Raw genomic sequence first — 17,088 nt, 5'->3', positions numbered from 1 at the left:
TGCGTGCTGTTTACTCATAACTGACAAGCATTGTACAAACCCATTGCGCGGTTTTGACAGGGTGCGCACTGATGCGCACCAGCATGATTATTAAGCCGTTCCGCCCACGGTAATTTTATCCAGCTTCAGCGTGGGCTGACCTACGCCGACCGGCACGCTCTGGCCCTCTTTCCCGCATACGCCGACGCCTTTATCCAGCGCCAGATCGTTCCCGACCATGGAAATCTGCTGCATCGCCTCAATGCCGGAGCCGATCAGCGTCGCGCCTTTCACCGGTTTGGTGACTTTGCCGTTCTCGATCAGATAAGCCTCGGAGGTCGAGAACACAAACTTGCCGGAGGTGATATCGACCTGGCCGCCGCCAAAGTTAGGGGCATAGAGACCATACTCCACACTCTCAATGATCTCCTGCGGCGTCGATTTGCCCGCCAGCATATAGGTGTTGGTCATGCGCGGCATCGGCAGGTGCGCATAGGATTCACGACGACCGTTACCGGTAGGCGGCACGCCCATCAGACGCGCATTGAGCTTGTCCTGCATATAGCCTTTCAGCACGCCGTTTTCGATCAGCACGTTGTACTGTCCCGGCACGCCTTCATCATCCACCGCCAGCGAACCACGCAGCCCTTGCAGGGTACCGTCGTCAACCACGGTGCAGAGTTCGGACGCCACCAGCTGGCCCAGCTTACCGCTGAAGACGGAGGTCTCGCGGCGGTTGAAATCCCCTTCCAGACCGTGGCCCACCGCTTCGTGCAGCAGCACGCCTGGCCAGCCCGCACCCAGCACCACCGGCAGCGTACCGGCTGGCGCCGCGACGGCGGACAGGTTAACCAGCGCCATGCGCACCGCTTCGCGCGCCCAGACATCGGCCCGTACGTCGCCGCTCTCATCGGCGAGGAAGAATTCGTAGCCGGTACGCGCACCGCCGCCGCTGGCGCCGCGCTCGCGTTTACCCTGATCTTCCACCTGAACGCTAATGGACAGGCGCACCAGCGGACGAATATCCGCCGCCAGCGTACCGTCGGTGGCGGCAACCAGCACCTGCTCGTAGACGCCGCTCAGGCTGGCATTCACTTCCTGCACGCGCGGATCGGCGGCGCGTGCCACTTTATCAACCCGGTGCAGCAGCGCGATTTTGTCTTCGCGCGTCAGGCTGTCCAGCGGATTGACCGGCGCGTACAGCGAACGGTTAAGCACCGCGGAGAGCGCGTGCGCTTTGCCATTGCCCTGCTCGCGCACGATACTGCGCGCCGCTTCGGACGACTGGCGCAGGGCGTTGAGGCTGATTTGATCGGCATAGGCAAAACCGGTTTTCTCGCCGCTTACCGCGCGGACGCCCACGCCCTGATCGATATGATAAGAGCCATCTTTAATGATTTTGTCTTCCAGCACCCAGGATTCATGGAAGCTGGACTGAAAATAGAGATCGGCATAGTCCAGACGACGTTCTGAAAGCTGCCCTAACAGGGAAAAAAGGTCCTGCTGATTAATGCTGTTCGCAGCTAGTAACTGCTCACTTACCAGATTCAGAGTCATCGTTTCTCACTCATTATGTGCTCGGATAGTCATAGCCTGCGGCAATTCCCCGACGGCGTCAAATTCACTTCTTATCGGCTTCGCGCGGTTTGCGCAGCACTTCATTGATTTCCGGCTTATCCAGCGGTCCGCTGATGTGATAGCGCAGCAGCGAAATCTTATTCCACAACGGTGCCAGCACCTTGCTGGCGGCAAAAACCGCCGCGCCGACCACCGGGTTAATTACAAACGCGGTGGCCACGCCAACCGAGGCGCCGATCTCCGGTGCCACCACCGCTTCCATGTCGATTTGCCGCTGCACCAGATCTACTTTGCCCTGCATGGCGATATCCGCTTCGAGGCCATCCACCAGCAGGTTATCGGTGCGCATCACGCCGTTTTCAATCCACGCCGTGCCGTTGATCGAATCAAACCAGAAACCTTCATTAAAGGTATCGCTAAAATCGAAGCGCAGCTTACGCAGCAGGGCATCGAAGCTCACCAGCCGCAACAACTGTCCGGCACGACCGGTGTTCACATCCGCAATCTGCCCTTTGCCGAAATGGGTTTTCAGCGTGCCGCTCAGCGTCTTTTCTGAAGGCTGCCACGGTGCGGAGCGCCAGTGCAGGTCATAATCAATTTTGAACGGCGCATCGCGCAGCGGCGTGTTCATGCCAAACCAGTTGGTGGCATCATTGATATTTTTGCCGCTCAGGCTGCCTTTTAGCGAGGTGCGCTGCTCGCCCGCTTTGTTCACCCATTCACCCGCGACATTGAGCTTCGAGCTGCCGGTGTCGACGCTGCCGTTAGTGAGTGCTAACGTCTCTCCCTGCGGCTGGAGCCTGGCCTGAATGTGGCCGAACTTCTGCCCGCGCAGCCAGCACTCTGCGCAGTTGAGCTGCAGCGCTGGCCAGCTGCGGAAATCAATGCCACTGTCCCCGCTGAACGGCGAGGAGGCCTTGCCCGCTTCACCATCACTCCATTGCGGATTGTAATAAAGATAGCTCAGGTCGATTTGCCACGGCGCGTGTTGTGCGGTTCGCAGGCTGCCGCGCGCTTCGCGGCTCTCCAGCTGCAGCTGCGTGCTGCCGCCCGCGCCCTGGGTCACCGTGGCATTAACATCGTGCCACTGCTGGCCGCCGAGCGTCAGGGCCGGAGTGCGCAATGTCACATCGCCCGGCAGCAGTGCGCCGCCGATGTCCGTCTCGCCCTGCGCATTGCGTGAACCCGTCGTGCCGGTCATCAGCCCCAGCCAGGCTTCGCCGTCCAGCGCCGGCAGATTAAGCACCATCCCGCGCCGCTCCGGTAGCGCCGGCGTGCTTTTGGCATCATTCAGCCAGATACCGCGATCGACGCGCAGCTGCGGCTCCAGCAGCCAGCGGCTGTTAAAGCGATGGTGCTCACGCACGCTGCCGCTGAGGTTAAAACTGTGCAAATCGCCGCTGGCATTAATGGCGATAGGCAGTGCCTCACCGGCTTCTTTATCCAGCGGTGGAGGTAAGTGACTGCTCACTGTCTTGCCGTCACCGTTGATATCAACCTTGTAGCGCGCCCCACCCTGATGCGGCAGCGTGATGTCGACATTGCCCTGCCACGCCAGACTGCCGCCCAGCTTACTGCTCACGCTGGCGGGCAGCATGGCCAGTTTCGCCGGCTGCCAGTCGCCCAGCAGTTTGACGTTAACGCCAAAATCATCGGGATTTTCCGTGGTGCTGAAACGCACGCCGGTGGGCTGACCGAACCAGTTGGCCTGCAGCTCTTCACTCTCCAGGTTCCCGTTGTTGTAGCGGAAACGTCCGGTCAGGTTTTTCAGCGTGGTGTTGAGCGGCTTAATGTGCAGGCTGTTGTTATTCAGCACCACGTTACCGCTGGCGTGCACCAGTTCCCCATCCAGCGGAATATCCAGGTTGAGCGAACCACGCACGTTGCCGCCAATCTGCAGCTGCTCCAGCGCCGCACCCAGCGTGGATTTGAGCGGCGTGCGGGCGAAATAGTCGGCGATATCTTTACCTTCGCCGCTCAAATCACCGTCAATGATCAGCTTCTCTTTCAGGTAATCCGGGATTACCGCACTGACGTTGCGCGCGTCCACCGCGCCCAGACGGGTTTGCGCCGCCTTCATCCACAGACCATCGTTGATAAAATCGAGGTCGATATCGAGGTTTTGCAGCGCCGGCCAGCCTGGCTGGAACTGGAAGGTGGCATTGCGCACCGGCACGGCCACTTCAAACATGCCGTCGTGGTGCTTAAACGGGAAAAGACGCGGATCGCCGGCAAACAGCAGCGTGGCATTCTCCACCTGGCCGCCTTTGACCGCTTCGCTGAGATACTGCGTCAGATCGTGGCCCATCAGCGGCTCGGGGAAGTAGCGCCAGGCATCACCGGCGTCGGTGACGCGAATCCCGGCAAGAATGTCGAGGCGCGGCGCTTTACCGACATTTTGCTGATAGCGGAAATCGCCGTGCGCCCACAGCGAACGTGCCTGCACGTCCAGCTGCTGGCCATCCAGCGTCAGGCCGTTAGCATCGCGCAGCCAGTTAATCCTGCCGGTGACCTGCTGAATCTGTAACGGCGCCTGGAACATATCGCCGTACGGCACTTCCGCCTGGCCCATCTGCACATCCAGCTGGCCGTGGTTCAGACTGCCGCTGGCGCTGCCGCTCAGATTGCTGATGCCCGGCAAAAGCTGCCAGTGCTGCCACGCCAGATCGCGCCAGCGCGCCTGCAAACGCGTCTGCTCCGGCTGCGCCAGCGGAATATCCAGCGCCAGCGCGTCGATATAGCCGCGCGGCTGCAGCGCCCGCCAGTTGTCCAGCAGCGTGGGCGAGAGCGGCGCAAACAGCGGCACCAGCGGTGCCAGACGCTGCAGATCGAGCCGGGTGGCGCGCACCCGCACTTCCGCTGCACTGTTCGCGCCGATCATCTGTTTATCTTCCGGCTTCCACAGCAGGGCGATATGGCCGGCATCCCAGGCCACGCCGTCAGTCATCAGCCGGGTTTGCGGCACCGTCAGGCTCCAGCCATTCTGGTAGCGCGCCAGATGCGCGGTCAGGCCATCCACCTGCAGTTGATGATCACCCTGCTCGCCGCGCCAGCGTGCGCCGCCTTTGCTCAGCAGCAGATCGCCCGCGTACACCTCACCGTCGCGCAGGTTGACCCACGCAGCCAGGCTGAAACGCGCGCTTTGCAGGCTGGTATTATCTCGCAGCCAGCGGCCAATCCACGGGCGCACGTCCACGTCATCGGCCTGCATCCAGATACGGCCGTCGTTGAGTAACCCGTTGGTATCGTTAAGATCGAGCCGTACCTGCACCACGCCGTGCTGGCCGGTGAAGCTGGACAGGCTCACTTCGCCTTCGGCGCGATGGCGGTTGTCCTCGTTCAGCCAGGTAAGGCGGGGAATCGCCAGTTCGGCATGCTGGCCGGAAGGCGTGAGAAAACGGATGCTGCTGTCGCGCAGATCGAAATGGTCAAACTGGCGTAAGAACAGATCGTTGATTTGGGCCGGTTTGAAGCTGTTTTTTTGCTCGTCGCTGGTGAGCAACGGACGGTTGGTTGCCAGCCGCAGCTGCCAGAAGGTGAGATCGCGAAACTGCCAGCGCCAGTGCAGCAGCGACTGCCACACATTGAGCGCCAGCGTAACGCGGCCAATCTGCAGCTCGCCATCTTTATCCATGTCGATACGCAGATCGCGCACCTGCAGGGTCGGGCCAAAATTCTCCCATTTTCCCTGAATTTCACTGGCATCGATGGTGACGCCGCTGACGCGCGAAAGGGTGTGCAGCACCTCGCCGCGATAGCTGTTGAGATGCGGCATCACAAGGCGCAGCCCGCTGACCAGCAGCGCCACAATGACGATGATTGCGGCGAGCAGCAGTAACAAAATCCCCGGCAACCGCCTCACACACCTCTCCTTGCTTTCCGTTGGGTTACGGCGTTCAACCTCACGACTTACATCATGACAACGTCAAACTGCTCCTGCGTGTAGAGCGGTTCAACCTGTACTTTGACCTGCTTGCCGACAAAAATTTCCACTTCGGCCAGCGCGTGCGACTCATCGCTTTTCAGCGCTTCACCCACTGCGGGTGACACGTACACCAGGAAGCTGTCGGAGTCGTAAGCGTGATGGACGCGGACGATTTCACGCATGATTTCATAGCACACGGTCTCCACCGTCTTCAGCGAACCGCGTCCCTGGCACACCGGGCAATCGGCACACAGCACATGCTCAATGCTTTCGCGCGTGCGTTTGCGCGTCATCTCGACCAGCCCCAGCGCGGAGAAGCCGTTGATGCTGGTTTTAACGCGATCTTTGCTCAGCGCGCTCTCCAGCGAGTGCAGCACGCGCCGGCGATGATCGTCATTATTCATGTCGATAAAGTCGATGATGATAATGCCGCCGAGATTACGCAGCCGCAGCTGGCGCGCAATCGCCTGCGTGGCTTCGATATTAGTATTAAAAATGGTTTCGTCGAGGTTGCGGTGGCCGACAAACGCACCGGTGTTAATGTCCACCGTGGTCATGGCTTCGGTCTGGTCGATAATCAGGTAACCGCCAGATTTCAGTTCCACCTTGCGCTCGAGCGAGCGCTGAATCTCGTTCTCCACATCATAGAGATCGAAAATCGGCTGCTTGCCGTTGTACAGCTCCAGCTTGCTGGCCATCTCCGGAATATATTCGCTGGTAAATTCCACCAGCAGATCGCAGGTCAGGCGCGAATCGACGCGAATGCGATCCAGGGCTGCGCCGGCGAAATCGCGCAGCACGCGCTGCGCCAGCGCCAGCTCGCCGTACAGCAGACAGCGCGTCTGGTTACGCTTCTTACGCTCGCTGACTTTGGTCCACAGGCGCTTTAAAAATGCCGCGTCCTGCGCCAGCTCTTCTGCGCCAATGCCTTCTGCGGCGGTACGAATAATAAAGCCGCCGAGATCGTCACAGTAAGCGGCAACCACCGCTTTCAGGCGCTCACGTTCGGCTTCGCTTTCAATGCGCTGTGAGACGCCCACGTGCGAAGCCCCCGGCATAAAGACCAGGTAGCGCGACGGCAGCGTAATATCGGTGGTGAGACGGGCGCCTTTGGTGCCGAGCGGATCTTTCACCACCTGCACCATTAAATCCTGTCCCTGACGCACCAGCTCGGCGATATCGCGCACGATAAAGTTCTTCTTCTCATCACCCGCCACGCATTCGGTGTGCGGCATGATGTCCGAGGCGTGCAGAAAGGCCGCTTTGTCCATCCCGATATCGACAAACGCCGCCTGCATGCCCGGCAGTACCCGGCTGACGCGCCCTTTGTAGATATTGCCGACAATACCGCGCCGCGCTTCGCGCTCAATATGGATTTCCTGCAGAATGCCGCCGTCAATATAGGCAACACGGGTTTCAGAAGGTGTCACATTTACCAGCAGTTCAGCCGTCATCTTGTCCCCTTAACGCACGCAGCGACTGAAAATGGCTCAGCAGTTCGCTGGTTTCCACCAGCGGCAATCCCACTACGGCGTGATAACTTCCATTGATGCGGCGCACAAAGTTGCCGCCCAGGCCCTGAATTCCGTACGCGCCGGCTTTATCCATCGGCTCGCCGCTGGCGATATAGTGCGAAATTTCCTCTGCCGTGATAGTGCGGAATGTCACGTCTGTGGTCACCAGGCAATCCAGCTCGCCCTGCGCATCGGCCAGCGCCACGGCCGTCATGACCTGATGGGTTTGCCCGGCCAGTTTACCCAGCATCTGCGCGGCATGCGCCGCATCGCGCGGTTTCTCCAGCACTTCGCCATTTAGCACCACGATGGTGTCAGCGCCCAGCACCGGCAGATCCTGCGGTGCTATCTGCACGCCGGCCCGCGCCTTATCGCTGGCCAGACGCCGCACATAAGACTCCGCCGCTTCGCCCGGCTGACGCTGCTCTTCAACATCGGTAATCAGGCGCTCAAACTGCAGGCCAAGCTGCGTTAACAGCTCGCGCCGACGCGGTGAGCCGGAAGCCAGGTAGAGGGTTATCATTGTATTCCTTATTGCACAGCAAACTGACGGCGAATCTTTCTCATCAGTAAGAATAGCCAGGGCCACAGGATACCGTCGACCACGCTACTCCAGAAGATTTCCGGGCGGAAGGAGACGTTGATGACCAGAAATTCTGCCCAGAAAACAATCACATCAACCGCCAGCGACAGCACCATAACCATTAATGCCTGCTGCCACAACGCCAGATTACGGAATAGCTGAAATTTAAAGGCCACCAGATAGGCGATAATGCTGAACGCCAGCGCACGCACGCCCAGCGTTGAGCCGGCGACCAGATCCATAATGGCGCCGAGGAAAAAGCCGGTGCCCACATTGACCCGGTGCGGCAGCGCCAGCACCCAGTAGATCAGGATCAGCAATAGCCACGATGGCCGGAACATGTAAATCTGATCCGGCCACGGCATGATTTGCAGGATAAGCGCAACAAGGAAGGACAGCCAGATCACCCAACGCCCCTGGCTGCGATATCGACTCAAGGCTGGCCTCCGCGCGAGTTCGCCGGATTACCCTGCGAACGGCTGCTGGCGGCGGGCTGTGGCGGCCCCATCTGCTGATTTTGCTGCATCATGGCGGGTGCCGGCGGCCCCATTTCGCCCGCGGGCGGCAGCACCTGCGGCATCATCTGCATCAGGCGTTCGTTGGCCACGCGATGCACTTCGTCCGGTGCCATCGGCATGTCGCCGTTCTTATCCGCACCCCACAGCAGCAGCAGGTAGCGCAGACGCTGCAGACCGGCGGTCGGACGCGCCTGAATCACGGTATAGGCACGCTGCGTATCCACTTTCACTGACGACACCACGCCGACCGGATACCCTTCCGGGAAGCGTCCGCCCAGGCCCGACGTCACCAGCACATCACCGACGCGAATATCCGTATTGCCCGGCAGATGCTCCAGCTGCAGATCTTCGCTGCAGCCGTTACCGGCGGCGATGACGCGAATATCGTTACGCAGCACCTGAATCGGCAGGGCGTGCGAGGCATCGCAGATCAGCAGCACGCGGCTGGTCATCTGCCCTACCGCCACCACCTGGCCGACCACGCCTTTATCGCTGATCACCGGCTGGCCTTCATACACGCCGTTGACGCTGCCTTTATCGATGATCACCTGATCGGTGTAAGGATCGGTGCCGGTGGAGATCACCTGGGTCACCATTTTGTGCTCATCCTGACGCAGCGGCGAGCCGAGCAGCTCGCGCAGACGCGCGTTTTCCTGCTTGTATTGCCCCAGCATCAGCAGGTCACTGTTTTTCAGGAAGAGCTCACGGCGCAGCGCTTTGTTTTCCAGCTCCAGCTGCTGGCGCGAGGCCAGCGTTTCGGAAACGCCGTCAAGAAGCTGTCGTGGCCCGTTGGCCAGGAAGTAAAATGGACTGACCGACGTGTCCAGGTAGTTGCGGATCTGGGAGAACGTGCTGATCCGGCTATCGGCGACAATAATCGCGATAGCCACAATCACGGCCAGAAACAGGCGCAACTGCAGGGAAGGTCCCCTGCTAAAAATCGGCTTCATAAATTCTGCGAATTCCTCGACATCAGGGAAGAAGCGTGAGTGTCAGCACTCACGCCTCCAGGGCTGGACGCTATACGCCGTCGTGCGCAGCGTCGCCAGTTACCCCGCATCCTGCAAACCGCAGTGACGATGTTGTGCCGCTGCTGCCCGGTGCCTGCTGCTGAGGCTGCCGTGCGGCATGCGATGGTCATCGTCCTGCCGTTGTGCTGATTTTGGGTATCGTCGCTATTCCCTGCGCAATTTGACCACGGTCTCAGCCGGAGAGGAATTACTCCTCGCTGAACAAATCGCCGCCATGCATGTCGATCATTTCCAGTGCTTTACCGCCGCCGCGCGCTACGCAGGTCAGCGGATCTTCTGCGACTACCACCGGAATACCGGTCTCTTCCATCAGCAGACGATCCAGGTTACGCAGCAGCGCACCGCCACCGGTCAGCACCATACCGCGCTCGGAGATGTCAGACGCCAGCTCCGGCGGGCACTGCTCCAGCGCGACCATCACGGCACTGACGATACCGGTCAGTGGCTCCTGCAGCGCTTCCAGGATTTCATTCGAGTTCAGCGTAAAGCCACGCGGCACGCCCTCAGCCAGGTTACGACCGCGCACTTCGATCTCGCGCACTTCGTCACCCGGATAAGCAGAACCGATCTCATGCTTGATACGCTCAGCGGTGGCTTCACCAATCAGCGAGCCGTAATTACGGCGCACGTAGTTAATGATAGCTTCATCGAAGCGATCGCCACCAATACGCACAGAAGAAGAGTAAACCACGCCGTTCAGGGAGATAACCGCGACTTCGGTCGTACCGCCACCGATATCCACCACCATCGAGCCGGTCGCTTCTGACACTGGCAGACCCGCGCCGATTGCCGCGGCCATGGGTTCTTCAATCAGGAACACTTCACGGGCACCGGCGCCCTGCGCCGATTCGCGGATGGCACGACGCTCAACCTGGGTCGCACCAACCGGCACGCACACCAGCACACGTGGGCTGGGGCGCATAAAGCTGTTGCTGTGCACTTGCTTGATGAAGTGCTGGAGCATTTTTTCAGTCACGAAGAAGTCGGCGATAACGCCATCTTTCATCGGACGGATTGCTGCGATGTTACCCGGCGTACGGCCAAGCATCTGCTTTGCATCATGACCAACAGCCGCTACGCTCTTTGGGGAGCCGGCGCGATCCTGACGAATGGCAACCACAGAAGGCTCGTTCAGCACGATGCCTTGTCCTTTTACGTAAATCAGGGTATTCGCGGTACCCAGGTCAATGGACAAGTCATTGGAAAACATGCCACGAAATTTTTTAAACATACTAAGGGATAATCCTGCAAGCTGGGGGCGGAAAATAAAATCCGCCTACTTTACCAACCACGCGAAGCCGCTACAAGGCGCAAAAACGTTCTGCTTCGGTGAAAAACCAGGCTGAATAATTTTTCGCGGCGGTGCTGCCGTCCGACACCGGCGTTAAACGGCGCTAAGCTGCCGCTCTAAACGCAAATTCACCCGCCGGTCGCGGGTGAATTCCGACATAAAATCTAACATTTCCCGCCGCCGATCGCGCCGGCTGCGCACGGCATAAAGGCGAAAAATAGCCGCCTGCTGCCGTATCTGTGGCTGACGCGCTAAATCCGGTAACGTTGCGAGTGTTTCTTCACATTACTGTTCACCGGCAGCGAAGGGGCAAAAAAGTCGCCCTGGCCGCCCGCGACGCCCAGCCCGGCCAGCGTTTGCCACTCCGCGCGCGTGCGTACACCGGCGGCAAAGACTTTGGTGGGCGTGGATTTACACACTTCCAGCAAACTTTGCACGAACAGCTGATTTTCTGTACGGCGCTCAATGTTGCGAATCAGGCCCGGATCGAGCTTGATCAGCTCAATCGGGAACTGCTTGATGTAAGCGCTACTCACCACCGTTAATCCGGCCTGATCTACCGCAATCCGACAGCCAAACGCGGTCAGCATGCGGAAAACCGGCACTAAACGATTGATGTGTTGACAAACATCCGCCTCAGCAAGTTCAAATAAAAATCGTTTTCTTTGCGATTTACTGCACTGCAGCAGCAATTTTTGCAGCCAGCGCTGGAACGGCCGTTGCAGCAGCGAATCGATATTCACCGGCAGCGCCAGCGTTTCATCCGGCCAGACCTCCGACAGCGCCGCAATACGCATGACCAGCTGGCGATCCCAGCTGTCGGCCATGCCAAGCTGCAGCACCAGCGGCATGAACTCTGCCGACACCACCTCTTTATCGCCGTCGAACACGCGCGCCAGCATTTCACGGTGATGCACTTTGCCGTCCAGCAGCACCGCCGGTTTCTGGTACAGACGCGGGCCGCCGCGGTTCACGGTGTTTTCCAGCAGGGTGCGCCAGCGCACGCTGCCGCGCCCCATCTCCAGCGTATTGCCCTCGCCCACCGACCAGTTGTTGCCGCCCTGCAGCGCCGCCCGGCGCGTGGCCAGTTCGACATTCTCCATCACCTGCGACACCGACTCGCCGCTGCGCCAGGCGCTGATGCCAATGTGGATCAGGTCATCGCGATCCACCATGCGCATCGGCGGCAATGAATCCACCGCGTTGATCAGCTGGTCGGCAATGCTGTTGGCCTCTTTCAAAGTGCGGTGCGGCAGCAGTACGGCAAAGTCGCTGCGGAAATAGCGCGCCAGCAGCGCACCCGGATAGCGCAGCACGAAAGTGGAGAGCATGTTCACCAGGTCGAACAGGTATTCATCGACCAGCGTCGGCCCGAGGGTTTCATGTAGGGTGTCGAGGTCCGGCAGCCGCACCATCATCACCACACCGTGCGTACCAACGTCTTCCTGGTCTTCCAGCAACGTGGCCAGCTGGTTATCGAAAAACAGGCGATTATTCAGGCCGGTACGCGAATCCTGCGCGGCAAAGGTGCGGATTAATGTGTCGATACGCAGACGCTGCTCACCGGCTTCCTGTAAATCCCCCAGCAGCAGATCGATAGCGCGGCTGGCTTTCGGCGGCCATTCGGCGATGGTATCGCTGCGCGGCGCGCGCTCGCCAGCCAGAATACGCTCCGCGCGCGCCTCCAGCCGCTCCATATGCTGCCAGCGGCGGTTAAGCCAGCGGTGCGTCATCACCAGCAGTGCCGACATGATCGCCACCACCGTCAGCAGGATAATCAGCGTGTAGGCACCGGTGAACGAGCGGAACCAGGTTTTGGCGGGATCGAGCACCACCACGCGCAGCGCCATGCCCGGCGCGTGCACCAGCGGCACATCCAGTTGAATGAAACGATTGGGCTCGTCTTCCAGCATCGGATTTTCATGGCGCGCGAGGCGGAACAGCACGGTATCATCGTGATGCAGTTCCAGCTGTTCGGCATTGATGACGGGCATCAGGCGCGTCAGCCACTGCGTCAGTTCCTGCGGTGACTGGCTGGCCAGCGCTTTATCGACTTCCGTCGCCAGCGTCTGTACACGGTTCTCTACGCGCTGCTGCGACAGCCAGATAAAACTAAAAGCGCAGCCTACCAGCATCAGTAACATCGCCAGTAAGCTTAATAAGGTAATAAACGCAGAAAACTTGGTTGTTAATCGCATCCCTGTGCCTGTATCACTGCGGTTTATGAACGCCAGCCAACGGTTCGCGCCAGCCGCGCTGGTGCAAACCTGAGCAAATTATCACAATTACCGATCCAAATCAGCGCCCGCCCGGCGCCGGGTTTCGCCACCCTGCGGCGCGAGTATAACGTCAAAGTGTGAAGCGCTGCCTTCCGGGGCGGCTTTTTCGTCCTATTCTCAACAGAACGCACCGGCCAGGAAATTTCACATTTTGCCAGCGAAAGTGGCGCGCCGGGCAGCGTTTGATCATGCTAGCTGCAGTTAATCGATTTGCCGGAGAACGCCATGAAGCGCACGCACATCCTTACCGAAGCCGATGTTACGCCGGAAAGCATTTTTAATCTGCGCCGCCGCCAGGTGCTGAAAGCGCTGGGGCTTGGCGCTGCCGCGGCCAGCCTGCCCGGCGGCGCACAGGCCGATGTGCTGAGCTGGTTTAAGGGCAATGACAGGCCGCCGGCGCCTGCCGGACGCGATCTGCAGTTCAGTAAACCGGCCCAGTGGCAGGCGGACCTGCCGCTGACGCCGTTTGATAAAGTCGCTGGCTACAACAACTTCTACGAATTTGGTCTCGACAAAGCCGATCCTGCCGCCAATGCCGGCACGCTGAAAACTGACCCGTGGCAATTGCGCATTGAGGGCGAAGTGGCGAAGCCGATGACGCTGGATATGGACGACATCTTCAAACGCTTCGCCATGGAGCAGCGTATCTATCGCATGCGCTGCGTTGAAGCCTGGTCGATGGTGATTCCCTGGGTAGGCTTTGAACTCAATAAACTGCTGAAGCTGGCTGAACCCACCAGCAATGCCCGCTATGTCGCCTTCCAGACGCTATACGCGCCCGATCAGATGCCGGGACAAAAGGACCGCTTTATCGGCGGCGGGCTGGATTATCCCTATGTTGAAGGTTTGCGGCTGGACGAAGCGATGCATCCGCTGACGCTGCTCAGCACCGGCGTTTACGGCAAAGCGCTGCCGCCGCAAAACGGCGCGCCGATTCGCCTGACGGTGCCGTGGAAATATGGCTTCAAAGGGATTAAGTCGATCGTCAAAATTACCCTGACGCACGATCGTCCGCCCACCACCTGGAGCCAGATCGCCGCTAATGAATATGGCTTCTATGCTAACGTGAATCCGCACGTTAACCACCCGCGCTGGTCGCAGGCCACTGAGCGCTTTATCGGTGCGGGCGGCATTCTCAAGGTGGAACGTCAGCCGACGCTGCTGTTCAACGGTTATGCTAAAGAGGTGGCCTCGCTGTATCGCGGTCTCGATTTACGGGAGAACTACTGAGTGCGCCTGACATTACGCCACGTTACGCTGCTGAAAGTGGTGCTGCATCTGGCGGCGTTTTTGCCGCTGGTGTACCTGTTTCTTGCGGCAAACCAGGGCTGGCTGAGCGCCGATCCGGCGAAAGATATCCAGCATTTTACCGGCCGCATGGCGCTGAAGCTGCTGCTGGCGACGCTGCTGGTGAGCCCGCTGACGCGTTATCTGAAGCAGCCGCTGCTGATTCGTACCCGCCGGCTGCTCGGCCTGTGGTGCTTTGCCTGGGCCTGTCTGCATCTCACCAGCTACTATCTGCTGGAACTGGGTTACGATCATCTGCGATTACTCGGCAGTGAGCTTGTCTCGCGCCCCTATTTGTTACTGGGCATGATCAGCTGGATTATTCTGTTTGCTCTCGCCATCACCTCTTTTCAGCGCGCCCAGCGTAAACTGGGACGCCGCTGGCAAACGCTGCACAACGGCATCTATCTGGTCGCGATCCTCGCGCCTGTCCACTATCTTTGGTCAGTAAAAGTGCTGTCACCGCAGCCGTGGATTTATGCCCTGCTGGCGCTGGCGCTGTTAGGCTGGCGTTACAATAAGTTGCGTAAACTTCTGCGCCGATAATCCCCGCAAGGTTGTTTTCCTGCTGCGAGATCTGTTAAAAGGTGTGGCCTTCGGGCCTCGCCGGATCAACTTCGCAGATAAGACCAGTATTTTGCTGCGAATTGCCTCGAAACGGATATAATGCCCGGCTTTATTGCAAGCGAAGTCTTCTTTTTCACTCTGAAGAGTGACAAATGAAGGATGTCGCGGTATTTTACGCGATGCCTCACTGATTGCAGGAGATAGCCGCAAGATGGCGCATAAATTTCACATACTGCTGTTAAACGGACCCAACCTGAACCTGTTGGGAACGCGCGAGCCTGACAAGTATGGTCACACCACGCTGGCGCAGATTGTCAGCGATCTGACGCAACAGGCCGACCAGCACCATGTGAAATTGAGTCATTTGCAATCGAATGCGGAATACCAGCTGATTGATCGTATTCACGAAGCCCGCGGCAACGTCGATTACATCATCATCAACCCGGCTGCGTTTACGCACACCAGCGTTGCCCTGCGCGATGCGCTGTTGGCGGTTAGCATTCCTTTTATTGAGGTGCATCTCTCAAATGTGCATGCACGCGAACCGTTCCGACATCACTCCTATCTTTCCGATGTATCTGCCGGCGTCATCTGTGGACTGGGCGCCGACGGCTACTCGTGGGCTTTACAAACGGCCGTAAAACGCCTGTCACATTCCAATTAAACAGAGTACGGAACCACACTCATGGATATTCGTAAAATTAAGAAACTGATCGAACTGGTTGAAGAGTCCGGCATCGCTGAGCTGGAAATCTCTGAAGGCGAAGAGTCGGTTCGCATCAGCCGTTCACCTGCCAATGTCGGTTACCCTATGATGCAGCAGGCTTATGCTGTTCCGGCTCCACAGCCTGCGCTGGCTGCTGCGGTTGCACCTGCTGCTGCGCCTGTCGCTGCAGAAGCGGCCAAACCTGAAGTTAGCGGCCACATCGTGCGTTCGCCGATGGTCGGTACCTTCTATCGCACCCCAAGCCCGGACGCCAAAGCGTTTGTGGAAGTGGGTCAGAAAGTGAACGCTGGCGACACCCTGTGCATCGTTGAAGCGATGAAAATGATGAACCAGATCGAAGCCGATAAATCCGGCGTTGTGAAGGCGATCCTGGTGGAAAGCGGCCAGCCGGTTGAATTCGACGAGCCGCTGGTCGTCATCGAATAACGAGGCGAAGCATGCTGGATAAAATTGTCATTGCTAACCGTGGTGAGATTGCGCTGCGCATTCTGCGTGCCTGTAAAGAACTGGGCATCAAGACTGTGGCGGTTCACTCCACGGCAGACCGCGATCTGAAGCACGTGCTGCTGGCGGACGAAACCGTCTGCATCGGCCCGGCGCAGTCGGTCAAAAGTTATCTTAATATCCCGGCGCTGATCTCCGCCGCCGAAATCACCGGCGCGGTTGCGATCCACCCGGGCTACGGCTTCCTTTCTGAGAACGCCGATTTCGCCGAGCAGGTTGAACGCTCTGGCTTTATCTTCATCGGTCCGAAAGCCGACACCATTCGCCTGATGGGCGACAAAGTGTCAGCAATCAACGCGATGAAAAAAGCCGGCGTACCGACCGTACCAGGCTCTGACGGTTCGCTGACCGACGACATGGAGAAAAACCGTGCCATCGCTAAGCGCATCGGCTATCCGGTGATCATCAAAGCCTCTGGCGGCGGCGGCGGTCGCGGTATGCGCGTTGTACGCAGCGACAAGGATCTTGAGCAGTCCATCAACATGACGAAAGCGGAAGCCAAAGCGGCTTTCAACAACGACATGGTGTACATGGAGAAATTCCTCGAGAATCCACGCCACATCGAGATTCAGGTTCTGGCCGATGGTCAGGGCAACGCCATCTATCTGGCCGAACGTGACTGCTCCATGCAGCGCCGCCACCAGAAAGTGGTCGAAGAAGCACCAGCACCGGGCATCACGCCAGAACTGCGTCGCTACATCGGCGAGCGCTGCTCTAACGCCTGCGTGGAGATCGGCTATCGCGGTGCCGGTACGTTCGAGTTCCTGTATGAAAACGGTGAGTTCTACTTCATCGAGATGAACACCCGTATTCAGGTGGAACATCCGGTCACCGAGATGATCACCGGCGTCGACCTGATCAAAGAGCAGCTGCGTATTGCTGCCGGTCAGCCGCTGTCAATCAAACAGGAAGATGTGGTGGTGCGCGGTCATGCGGTCGAGTGCCGTATCAACGCCGAAGACCCGAACACCTTCCTGCCGAGCCCGGGCAAGATCACCCGTTTCCACGCGCCAGGCGGTTTTGGCGTGCGCTGGGAATCGCACATCTATGCCGGCTACAGCGTGCCGCCGTATTACGACTCAATGATTGGTAAGCTGATCACCTACGGCGAAAACCGTGACGTGGCTATCGCGCGCATGAAAAATGCGCTGGCGGAACTGATCATCGACGGCATCAAGACTAACGTCGATCTGCAGATGCGCATCATGACCGACGAAAACTTCCAGCAGGGTGGTACTAACATCCACTATCTGGAGAAGAAACTCGGCCTGCACGAGAAGTAAGCGCAGCGCAGAGCAATGCAGA

General features: G+C 58.9%; 13 protein-coding genes. 5 read left to right on the top strand and 8 right to left on the bottom strand.

Going from position 1 to position 17,088, the window contains the following annotated elements; translation table 11 throughout:
* Positions 1-90: 90 nt before the first annotated feature.
* The 8 genes from tldD to csrD form a co-directional block, all read right to left on the bottom strand.
* On the bottom strand, positions 91-1,536 hold the full coding sequence (gene tldD, locus C1N84_RS01810; RefSeq protein ID WP_394521313.1) for a metalloprotease TldD: 1,446 nt from the start codon (positions 1,534-1,536) through the stop codon (positions 91-93).
* A 64-nt stretch (positions 1,537-1,600) separates the two neighbouring features.
* The gene (gene yhdP / locus C1N84_RS01805; RefSeq protein WP_394521312.1) at positions 1,601-5,419 is read right to left on the bottom strand and encodes an AsmA2 domain-containing protein YhdP; all 3,819 of its coding nucleotides are present in this window, start codon (positions 5,417-5,419) and stop codon (positions 1,601-1,603) included.
* 47 nt (positions 5,420-5,466) lie between these two features.
* Positions 5,467-6,936, bottom strand: a complete 1,470-nt coding sequence (rng, locus tag C1N84_RS01800) for a ribonuclease G (RefSeq protein ID WP_021508149.1) — start codon at positions 6,934-6,936, stop codon at positions 5,467-5,469.
* Positions 6,926-7,519 carry a Maf family protein gene (locus C1N84_RS01795; protein ID WP_058775723.1) on the bottom strand — a complete coding sequence of 198 codons (594 nt, stop codon included), beginning with the start codon at positions 7,517-7,519 and terminating at the stop codon, positions 6,926-6,928. The genes rng and C1N84_RS01795 overlap by 11 nt, the downstream gene beginning before the upstream one ends.
* An 8-nt stretch (positions 7,520-7,527) precedes the next feature.
* On the bottom strand, positions 7,528-8,016 hold the full coding sequence (gene mreD, locus C1N84_RS01790) for a rod shape-determining protein MreD (protein WP_031279826.1): 489 nt from the start codon (positions 8,014-8,016) through the stop codon (positions 7,528-7,530).
* Positions 8,013-9,047, bottom strand: coding sequence for a rod shape-determining protein MreC (gene mreC / locus C1N84_RS01785; RefSeq protein WP_021508152.1), 1,035 nt, complete (start codon positions 9,045-9,047; stop codon positions 8,013-8,015). The genes mreD and mreC overlap by 4 nt, the downstream gene beginning before the upstream one ends.
* A gap of 268 nt (positions 9,048-9,315) precedes the next feature.
* Positions 9,316-10,359 carry a rod shape-determining protein MreB gene (gene mreB / locus C1N84_RS01780; protein ID WP_003855260.1) on the bottom strand — a complete coding sequence of 348 codons (1,044 nt, stop codon included), beginning with the start codon at positions 10,357-10,359 and terminating at the stop codon, positions 9,316-9,318.
* Between the two features lie 311 nt (positions 10,360-10,670).
* Positions 10,671-12,617, bottom strand: coding sequence for an RNase E specificity factor CsrD (gene csrD, locus C1N84_RS01775; protein ID WP_058759881.1), 1,947 nt, complete (start codon positions 12,615-12,617; stop codon positions 10,671-10,673).
* 306 nt (positions 12,618-12,923) lie between these two features.
* Between csrD and msrP the strand changes: the two genes are divergently transcribed.
* The 5 genes from msrP (at position 12,924) to accC (ending at position 17,066) form a co-directional block, all read left to right on the top strand.
* A complete protein-coding gene (gene msrP, locus C1N84_RS01770; RefSeq protein WP_021508154.1) occupies positions 12,924-13,928 on the top strand; it encodes a protein-methionine-sulfoxide reductase catalytic subunit MsrP in 1,005 nt (334 codons plus the stop codon).
* The gene (gene msrQ / locus C1N84_RS01765) at positions 13,929-14,531 is read left to right on the top strand and encodes a protein-methionine-sulfoxide reductase heme-binding subunit MsrQ (protein ID WP_264441917.1); all 603 of its coding nucleotides are present in this window, start codon (positions 13,929-13,931) and stop codon (positions 14,529-14,531) included.
* Positions 14,532-14,763: 232 nt separating this feature from the next.
* A complete protein-coding gene (aroQ, locus tag C1N84_RS01760; protein WP_021508156.1) occupies positions 14,764-15,216 on the top strand; it encodes a type II 3-dehydroquinate dehydratase in 453 nt (150 codons plus the stop codon).
* A 21-nt stretch (positions 15,217-15,237) separates the two neighbouring features.
* Positions 15,238-15,705, top strand: coding sequence for an acetyl-CoA carboxylase biotin carboxyl carrier protein (gene accB / locus C1N84_RS01755; protein WP_058759883.1), 468 nt, complete (start codon positions 15,238-15,240; stop codon positions 15,703-15,705).
* Positions 15,706-15,716: 11 nt separating this feature from the next.
* Entirely contained in the window at positions 15,717-17,066 is a 1,350-nt protein-coding gene (accC, locus tag C1N84_RS01750) for an acetyl-CoA carboxylase biotin carboxylase subunit (protein WP_021508158.1), read from the top strand.
* The last annotated feature ends 22 nt before the right edge of the window (positions 17,067-17,088 follow it).

This window comes from Pantoea sp. SGAir0418 (assembly GCF_043529865.1).
The sequence above is the reverse complement of the archived record's forward strand: the minus strand, read 5'-3'. Positions and strand labels throughout refer to the sequence as shown.

Bases quoted from the DNA above. Each gene is read 5' to 3' on its own strand.
- C1N84_RS01795 (WP_058775723.1), bottom strand. From the start codon at position 7,519: ATGATAACCCTCTACCTGGCTTCCGGCTCACCGCGTCGGCGCGAGCTG.
- mreC (WP_021508152.1), bottom strand. From the start codon at position 9,047: ATGAAGCCGATTTTTAGCAGGGGACCTTCCCTGCAGTTGCGCCTGTTT.
- csrD (WP_058759881.1), bottom strand. From the start codon at position 12,617: ATGCGATTAACAACCAAGTTTTCTGCGTTTATTACCTTATTAAGCTTA.
- accB (WP_058759883.1), top strand. From the start codon at position 15,238: ATGGATATTCGTAAAATTAAGAAACTGATCGAACTGGTTGAAGAGTCC.
- tldD (WP_394521313.1), bottom strand. From the start codon at position 1,536: ATGACTCTGAATCTGGTAAGTGAGCAGTTACTAGCTGCGAACAGCATT.
- msrP (WP_021508154.1), top strand. From the start codon at position 12,924: ATGAAGCGCACGCACATCCTTACCGAAGCCGATGTTACGCCGGAAAGC.
- rng (WP_021508149.1), bottom strand. From the start codon at position 6,936: ATGACGGCTGAACTGCTGGTAAATGTGACACCTTCTGAAACCCGTGTT.
- accC (WP_021508158.1), top strand. From the start codon at position 15,717: ATGCTGGATAAAATTGTCATTGCTAACCGTGGTGAGATTGCGCTGCGC.
- aroQ (WP_021508156.1), top strand. From the start codon at position 14,764: ATGGCGCATAAATTTCACATACTGCTGTTAAACGGACCCAACCTGAAC.
- mreB (WP_003855260.1), bottom strand. From the start codon at position 10,359: ATGTTTAAAAAATTTCGTGGCATGTTTTCCAATGACTTGTCCATTGAC.